Annotated in this window: 1 protein-coding gene; it reads left to right on the top strand. The window is 69.8% G+C overall.

Annotated features, from left to right (window positions below):
• The first annotated feature begins 1 nt into the window (after window position 1).
• The gene (locus ACZ4Z2_RS16865) at window positions 2-9391 is read left to right on the top strand and encodes an SDR family NAD(P)-dependent oxidoreductase (RefSeq protein ID WP_468076642.1); all 9390 of its coding nucleotides are present in this window, start codon (window positions 2-4) and stop codon (window positions 9389-9391) included.
• Window positions 9392-9469: the final 78 nt, after the last annotated feature.

Genomic DNA, 9469 nt, shown 5'->3' with positions numbered 1-9469 from the left:
CATGCGGCACATCATTCGGCGTGAAGCCATCACCACCGCCCGGAAAGGCACGAGGGTTCCCCTGGCCCGACTGTGTCAGGAGATAGCCGACCGGACGGCCGCCCCGGCCGTCGCCGACTCGGGTCAGGGCACGGACGCGCTCATCGACGACGACCTGCTGAGCCGGCTCCTGCTCGACCAGCTGCAGAGCGTCGGCGTCTTCGCGGCCCCGGCTCCCCGGCTGCCCCTCGGCGACGAACTGCGCAGCTGGCTGGCGGAGTCCGTCCGCCAGTTGCAGATCCGCGGATACGTCGAGGGTGCCGACGGCAACGCCGCCCGGCCCCGCCCCGCCCGGGCGGTGAGCAGCCGGGACGTGTGGGCGGAGTGGGAGGAGCGCAGCGCGCGGTGGTCGGACAACGCCGATCTGCGCGCGCAGGTCGTGCTTCTCGACGCCATGCTGCGCGCGCTGCCGCGCATCCTGAGCGGCGAGGTGCCCGCCACCGACGTCATGTTCCCCAACTCCTCCATGGAACTGGTCGAGGGGATCTACAAGAACAACCCCGTCACCGACTGCTTCAACGGCGTCATGGCCGACGTCGTGGCCGCCGTGGTGCAGGACATCGTGCGCAGTGACCCGTCGGCCCGCATCCGCATCCTGGAGATCGGCGCGGGCACGGGCGGCGGGAGCGTGAAGGTCTTCGAGAGCCTGGAGCCCTTCGCGTCCCACGTGGAGACGTACTGCTACACGGACCTGTCGAAGTCCTTCCTGATGTATGCGGAGAAGGAGTACGGGCCGGACCACCCCTACCTGGACTACCGGATCTTCAACGTGGAAGAGCCGCTGGCGACGCAGGACGTGGAGGCCGGCTCGTACGACATCGTGCTGGCCACCAATGTCCTTCACGCCACGAAGGACATCCGCCGGACGCTGCGCAACGCCAAGGGCGCGCTGAAGGAGAACGGGGTTCTGCTCGCGAACGAACTGTCCGGGTACTCGCTGTTCACGCACCTGACGTTCGGTCTCCTGGAGGGCTGGTGGCTGTACGAGGACGACGAGTTGCGCATCCCGGGCTGCCCCGGCCTGGCCCCCGATTCCTGGGAGGAGGTCCTCGACGACGAGGGCTTCGGCTCGGTGTCGTTCCCCGCACAGCGACTGCACGACCTGGGGCACCAGGTCGTCGCGGCGGACAGCGACGGCCTGATCCGGCAGGAGGTCCCGGAGGCCTCGGGGACCGGGAACGAGCAGGCCGCGGCCACCACACAGACACGCGCCGCGAGCCCGTCACGCCGAACCGTGCGGACAGGAACCCTGACCTCCTCGGTCGCCGACGACGTGCTCGAACAGCACGTCAAGGACGTCATCTACGAGCAGCTGAAGCTGTCGTTGAAGGTCGACCGGACCCAGATCGGCGCCGACGACGCCTTTATGGACTACGGCATCGATTCGATCATCGGCGTGCAGCTGATCCATGAGATCAACCAGAAGATCGGCATCGATCTGGCCACGACCGATCTCTTCGACCATGGCTCCGTGAACCGGCTTGCCCGGCATATCATCGCCACCCACCGGGCGGAGGTCACCGCCTCACTGCCGGGCGAGTTACGAGCCCCGGTCGAGGAACCGGCGCCGATCGCCGCGCCGCCGCACACCACCGCGTCGCAGCCCCGGACCGCTCCGGTGCGCGCGCCGCACGAGCCGACCGGCGCCCTGCGCAAGGAGCCGATCGCCGTCGTCGGCATGAGCGGCAGGTTCGGTGGCTCGGCCGACGTCGAGCAGCTGTGGCGGCACCTGGCACAGGGTGACGACCTCATCGAGCCGGTCTCGCGCTGGGACATGTCGCGCTACTACCCCGCGGGCGCGCAGAGCTGCGACTACGGCAGCTTCATCGACGACATGGACCGGTTCGACCCGACGTTCTTCAACATCTCGGGCATCGAGGCGACGTACATGGATCCCCAGCAGAGGGTGTTCCTCGAGGAGACGTGGAAGGCGCTGGAGGACGCCGGATACGCGGGATCCGCCACCCAGGGTCGGCAGGTCGGCGTGTACGTGGGCTGCCAGGAGAGCGGCTACGCGCAGTTGTTCGGAGGCGAGGCACCCCCGCAGTCCATGTGGGGCAACGCACTGTCGGCGATGCCGGCCCGCATCGCCTACTACCTCGACCTGCAGGGCCCGGCGATCTCCGTCGACACTGCCTGCTCCAGCTCCCTCGTCGCCATGCACCTGGCCTGCCAGGGCCTTTGGGCCGGAGAGACCGAGATGGCCCTGGCGGGCGGCGTCGCCCTCCAGTGCACGCCGCAGTTCTACCTGATCGCCGGCCAGGCGGGCATGCTCTCCGCGAGCGGCCGCTGCCACACCTTCGACGACCGCGCCGACGGCTTCGTGCCCGGTGAGGGCGCGGGTGTGGTCGTACTCAAGCGGCTGAGCGACGCGCTCGCCGACGGCGACCACATCCACGGCGTCATCAGCGGCTCCGGAATCAACCAGGACGGCGCCTCCAACGGCATCACCGCGCCGAGCGCCCGGTCCCAGGAGCGCCTGGAGACCTCCGTCTACGAGGGCTTCGGCATCAACCCGGAGCACATCCAGATGATGGAGGCCCACGGCACGGGCACGAAGCTCGGCGACCCGATCGAGTACCACGCCCTCAAGCGGGCCTTCCGCAGGCACACCCAGGAGCGGGACTACTGCGCGCTGGGCTCGATCAAGTCCAACCTCGGCCACACCATCACCGCCGCCGGTGTCGCCGGTGTCCTCAAAGTGCTGCTCTCGCTCAGGCACCGGCGCATCCCGCCGTCGATCAACTTCGAGAAGGGCAACGCCCACATCGACTTCAGCGACAGCCCGTTCTACGTGAACACGGCATATCGCGCGTGGGAGCCCGGTGGCGACGGCACTCGCCGGGCCGCGGTCAGCTCCTTCGGTGTCAGCGGGACGAACGCCCATATGGTGATCGAGGAAGCCCCACCCCGTGCACACCGCACCAGTGCGCCGTCGCCCCGGCTCATCACCCTGTCCGCGGGCACTGCCGAGCAGCTCGGGGAGCAGGTCGAACGGCTCCTCGCCCACTGTGAGGAACGACCCGAACTCGACCTGGGCGATGTCGCGTTCACCCTGCTCACCGGCCGTAGACACCTCCCGCATCGGCTGGCCTGCATCGCACGCAGCCAGGCGGAGCTCGTCCAGGGCCTGAGGCTCTGGCTGGCCAAGAGGCACAGCCCGCGCGTGTGCACCGGCGAGGTCCCGGCGCAGGGCCACAACGAGCGCGCCGCGCTCAGGACCTTCGGCAACGACTGCATCCGGCAGGTGACGACGGACGCCGACCCGGAGCGCCTCACCGAGCTGCTTTCCACCGTCGCGGACCTCTATGTCCAGGGCTACGACCTGGACTACGTCGCGCTGTTCGCCGAGGGCCGGCACACCCGCCTGCCGCTCCCGACCTACCCGTTCGCCCGTGACCGGTACTGGGTGCCCGAGGCGGCACCCCGGAGCCCGGCACACCCGTCGACGAGCACCCCGCACCCGTTGCTGCACGCCGACGCCTCGGACTTCGGCTCCCGGCGCTACCGCTCGGAGTTCACAGGCGACGAGTTCTTCCTCAGGGACCACAGGGTGAAAGGACAGAAGGTCCTCCCGGGCGTCGTGTGCCTGGAGATGGCGCGGGCCGCCGCGTCCCTGACCCTGGGCGGCCTCGAACCGGACGGACCGGGCATCGCCCTGCGGAACGTCGTGTGGGCGCGCCCGGTGACCGCCAGCGGCAAACCCGTCCTGCTCACCACGTCCCTCGTGCCCAGGAGCGACGACGAGGCCGAGTACGCGATCACCGGCACGGCCGACGACGCCCACGGTGCGGCGCAGGTGACGCACAGCCAGGGGCAGGTGGTTCTGAAGGACGCCGTCCCCGCCACGCTCGACCTCCCGGGCCTCAGGGCCGCGTGCGACAGGACCGAGCTCGGCGCGGATCGGCTGTACCCCGCGTACGAGGCCATCGGTTTCGGTTACGGCTCCTCGCACCGCGGCATCGAACGCCTGTACATCGGCCGTGACCAGGTGCTGGTACGCCTCGCACTGCCCGAATCCGTGCACGACACGCGGGACTCCTTCGTGCTGCACCCCAGCCTCCTCGACGCGACGCTGCAGGCCTCGCTCGGCATGGGGCTCGCCGCCGGGGACGCGGACACCCTCGACGTGTCCGGTATGCGGCCCTCACTGCCTTTCGCCCTGGACGAGTTGGAGATCCTCGGCTCCTGCACGGAGTCCATGTGGGCATGGATCCGCTACAGCGCCGGCGTCGAGCGGGACAGCTCGGTCTTCAAGCTCGACCTCGACCTGTGCGACGACCATGGCCGGGTGCGCACGCGGTTCAAGGGCATGTCCTACCGCGTCCTGGACGGAGCAGCCCCGGCTCCGGCCGAGGTCGCGCGCGTCGACTTCCTTCCCGCCTGGCGTCAGGCGCGGCCGGGCACGGGGGAGACCACGCCGAGCCGGCACGTCGTCCTGCTGCCTGACCTGCCCGACCTAGCCGAGGCGCTGGCCGAGCAGGAGCCGGCGGTGGAGGTGCTGAGCCTGACGTCCGCCGCACCGGGAATCTCGGTGCGCTTCACCGAGTACACCGTGCAGGCCCTGGGCCATCTCCAGAGCCTGCTGGACGGTGCCGCGCAGCGCGTGTTCGTGCAACTCGTCGTCCCCGACGAGGCCGCTCTCGCCACTGCCAAGGGCCTCCTCGGCCTCCTGAAGTCGGCGCACGCGGAGGACCCCGGCCTTGTGGCCCAAGCCGTCCTCGTCGACCCCGCCGAGAGCACCGGGCGTCTGGTGTCCCGGATCGGCACGGGGCGCCGGTACGCCGACGAGAGCTGCCTGCGCTTCCGCGACGGCCGCACAGAGGCGCTGACCTGGGTCGAGGGCGACAGCCACCCGGACGTCCGGGTGCCGTGGCGCGTTGGCGGCGTCTACCTCGTCACCGGCGGGCTCGGCGGAATCGCCACGGTCCTCGCGCAGGACATCGTCGCCGGGACGCGGGATGTCACGCTCGTCCTCGCGGGTCGCTCGGCGCTGCGCCCCGAGCAGGAGACGGTCCTCGACGCGCTGCGTGCGCAGGGGGCCCACGTGCGCTACGAGCGCGTCGACGTGAGCCAGGAGGTCGCGGTACGGGCCCTGATCGACGGCATCCTCGAGCAGCACGGTGCCCTGCACGGCATCGTCCACGGCGCCGGGATCATCAAGGACGGCTTCATCCGCCGCAAGACCGCCGAGGAGTGCCGTGAGGTGCTCGCGCCCAAGGTGGCGGGGCTGGTGAACCTGGACGAGGCCAGCAAGGACGTACCGCTGGACTTCCTCGTCGCGTTCTCCGGCGCGGCCGGGGTGTTCGGCAACACGGGGCAGGCCGACTACGCCGCCGCCAGCGCGTTCCTGGACGCCTACCTGCAGCACCGGCAGGACCTGGTGGCCCAGGGGCAGCGCTTCGGCGCCTCCGTCTCGGTCGACTGGCCGCTGTGGGCCGAGGGCGGGATGCGGGTGGACGCCGGCACCGAGGCCCTGATGCGTGAACGCCTGGGCATGGTGCCCATGCCGAGCGCCCTGGGGCTCGAAGCGCTGTACGCAGCGCTGGACGCACCGCACGGCCAGGTCCTGTGTATCGCGGGCGACGCCGACAGGATCCGGCGCACCGTGCTGCACACGACCGTTCCGCGACAGGATCCGCAGCCCGCCTCTCGGCCTGCCCCTGCCGTGCAGTCCGTGCCCGGGCCCGTACGGCAGGACGCCGTACCGTCCGGTCGGGGTGCGAGCGACGGCCCCGGCGCCGTGCGGACCGCGCTCGTCTCCTACCTCAGGAACACGCTGGCCGAGGTGATCCAGGTGCCCGCGCACCGGATCGACCGGGCGGCGCCCTTCGACCGGTTCGGCATCGACTCGGTGCTGGCGCTCACCGTCACGAGCCGGCTGGAGGCCGACTTCGGCTCGCTGCCGAAGACGCTCTTCTTCGAGTACCAGACCATCGACGCGCTGAGCGCCTACTTCTGCGAGACTCACGCGGGCGCTCTGGAGTCCGTCCTGGGCATCGGTCCCGACTCGACGCAGCCGACCGCGCTCGCCGAGCCGACCGTCCCCGCCGAGCCGATCGTCCCCGCCGTGCCGATCGTCCCCGCCGTGCCGACCGAGCCCGTGGCGCCCCGTGGGCCCGAGGTGCGTGAGGTGGCGCGGAGGCGAACCGAGGCGCAGGAGGACGCGATCGCGGTCATCGGGCTCTCCGGCCGCTACCCGGGGGCGAAGGACCTGGACGAGCTCTGGAGCAACCTGGCCGCGGGACGGGACTGCGTCACGGAGGTCCCCGCGGACCGATGGGATCACAGTCGCTACTACGACCCGGAGAAGAGCCGGCCCGGGAGGACGCCCACCAAGTGGGGTGGATTCATCGAAGGCGTCGCCGACTTCGACTCGCTGTTCTTCAACGTCTCGCCACGCGAGGCCGCGATCATGGACCCGCAGACTCGGCTCTTCCTCGAGTGCGTGTGGAACCTACTGGAGAGCTCGGGCTACACCCGGGACCGCCTGCGGGACGGGTACGGCGGCAACGTCGGGGTCTTCGTCGGTGCGATGTACCAGCAGTACCAACTGCTGTCGTCTGACATCCTGCACGAGTCGATCACCTCGGTCATGTCGTACAGCGCCGTCGCGAACCGGGTGTCGCACTTCTTCGATCTGCAGGGGCCGAGCCTCGCGGTCGACACGACGTGCTCCTCGTCGCTGGTCGCCATTCACATGGCGTGCGAGGAACTGCGCAGGGGCACCTGCGAGATGATGATCGCCGGTGGCGTCAATCTCTCCCTGCACCCCAAGAAGTACCTCGGGCTGAGCCTGACCGGCCTCGCCGGCAGCACCCCCGACAGCCGGGCCTTCCTCGACGGGGACGGCTTCATCCCTGCGGAGGGCGTCGGCGCCGTGCTGCTGAAGCCGCTGTCCCGAGCTGTCAGCGACGGCGACGAGATCCTCGCCGTCATCAGGTCGAGCGCCATGAACCACAAGGGCCGTACGAACGGTCCCATGGTGCCGAGCCCGGAACGGCAGGCACAGCTGATCGAGGAGAACCTGGAACGGGCGGGCGTCCACCCACGTACGGTCAGTTACGTCGAGGCGTCGGCGAACGGCTCCCAACTGGGCGACGCCATCGAGTTCGCGGCCCTCAAGAGGGTGTTCGGCAAGCACACCCAGGACGAGGGCTTCTGCGCCGTCGGCACGGTCAAGTCCACGCTCGGCAACGTCGAGGCGGCCTCCGGCATAGCCCAGCTCAGCAAGGTCGTGCTGCAGCTCAAGCACCGCAGCCTCGTCCCGTTCGTCGGACGCGGTCGACTCAACCCCGGGGTGGAGTTCGAGGGCACGGCGTTCTATTTGCCGCAAGAGGCGACAGGCTGGCACCGGCCGGTGGCGGCCGTCGACGGCCAGCCGCGGGAGTATCCGCGGCGCGCCACCATCAGCGCGTTCGGCGCAGGAGGCTCCAACGCCCACCTGGTCATCGAGGAGTACCTCGGTGAGGAGACAGCCGACCAGCCGTCCTCGGACGCGGACGGGACGTCGCAGATCGTGGTCCTCTCCGCGCGCACCGAGGACCGGCTGAATGCCGCCGCGCGGCAGCTTCTCGAGTTCGTGGGCGCGCACCAGGAGCAGCTGTCCCTCGGGGACCTCGCATACACGCTGCAGTACGGGCGGGAGGCGATGAACTCCCGTCTTGCGCTGGTGGTGGGCGACCCCAAGGAACTGCTCGCGGGCCTCGTCCACTACCTCGAAGGAACCGCCTCCGAGGCCGCCGTACCGCTGTTCACGGGTGACGCCGGGCGCGAGGCGTCGGACTTCGGCGCCTTGTTGAGCGGCAATGTCGGGGACGCGGTGCTCCGGGAGCTCCTCGCGGAGAACGCGCCGGAGAAGCTGGCATTGTTCTGGGCACGTGGAGGGACGGTGCCCTGGGCCTCCGTGCCGCGTCAGGGCCGGGCTCCGAGGATGCTGCGGACGCTCCCGACGTACCCGTTCGACCGGAAGAGGCACTGGGTGAGCCCGGGCCCGGAGGCCATGCCGATGGCCGTGGCGCCGCCGGCAACCGCCGCCACGCAGGACGCCCCGGCGACCGGCCCGGTGGCGGTGGCCACGGGGACGGACGCCGCCGAGAAGATCGCGGCCCTCGTGGCCGACCTGTTGGGCATGCGGGTGGACGCGCTCGACCTCGACGCGTCTCTTGAGGACCTCGGATTCAGCTCGATCCTCGCGATGCAGCTGGTGAAGAGGCTTCAGTCGCAGGTCGGCGCCGGAGCCGACCTGCGGTCCCTGGTCGAGTGCCGCTCGACCAGGGACCTGGTGCGGCGCTTCGGATCCTCTTCCGGGCCGGGTACGTCGGCCGTGGACGAGCAGGTGCCTGCGGCTCTGGCGGCGTCGGCGCGTTTTCCCGAGGTCATCCGCCTCAACGCGAACGGTGAGGGTCGGCCGGTCTTCTGGTTCCACGGCGGACTCGGCGGCCTCGAGGTCTACGGATCGATCGCCGACAGCTTTGAGCGGCCCTTCTACGGCATCCAGGCCCGCGGCTGGATGTCGGACAGCGAGCCGCTGCGCGGGATCCCCGCCATGGCTGCCCACTACGCGCACATCATCCGGACGGTGCAGCCCGAGGGACCGTACGACCTGGGTGGTTACTCGCTCGGAGGTCTTCTCGCCTACGAGGTGACGCGTCAGCTGCAGGAACAGGGCGAGACCGTCGAGACGGTCGTCATGATCGACGCAATGTACGGTGATGACATCAAACAGATGATCATGTCCCGAAAGGACATGATCCTGCAGCAGGTCAACGCCCTGTTGTTCGCGACTTCGAGACCGGATCCGAAGGACTTCGCCGACGCGTTCATCACGAGCGGCGAGGTGTCCTGGGACGAGGGCGACGACGACTGGCTCGACGGTTTGATCGCCCTTGCGCGGCAGCGTGGTCTGACCGGCTCCCCGGGGGGCTTGCGGGCTCTGGTGGAGCAGAACGTCCGGGTCCAGGAAGCCTACGAGGTGTTGGATTACGACGTACGGCCGCTGCCCCGGCCGGAGTCCGTCACCTGCTTCTACTTCCGCAACAAGAGCGGCCTCTTCTACGGCGACCTCGAGCCGGTGTTCTCGACTCAGGGCGACGGCACGGCACTTGACCACGTCAACTACTGGGAGGAGTGGCAGAAGCAACTGCCGAACTTCCACCTGACCGACGTGGATTCCGCGAACCATTTCACGATCCTCAGCGACGGACGTTCCCTGGCGACCCTCCAGTCCTTCTGCAAGCTGTTCTATTCCGACAGCCGGCAGGAGAAGCGGATCTCGGCTGCGAAGACCTGGGTGGGGCGGCGTCGGCGGGGGCGCGCGGCAGGAAGGAGCCGCGGGTCGGACTCGGGGTGACTCACCCGAGCTGCGGTTTCTGTAGGACCAGTGGGCGGAGCGGCCGCCCCCGGAACGTGGGTGCGGCCGTCTCCGGGC

Source organism: Streptomyces sp. NPDC030183, from assembly GCF_055573455.1.
The sequence above is the reverse complement of the archived record's forward strand: the minus strand, read 5'-3'. Positions and strand labels throughout refer to the sequence as shown.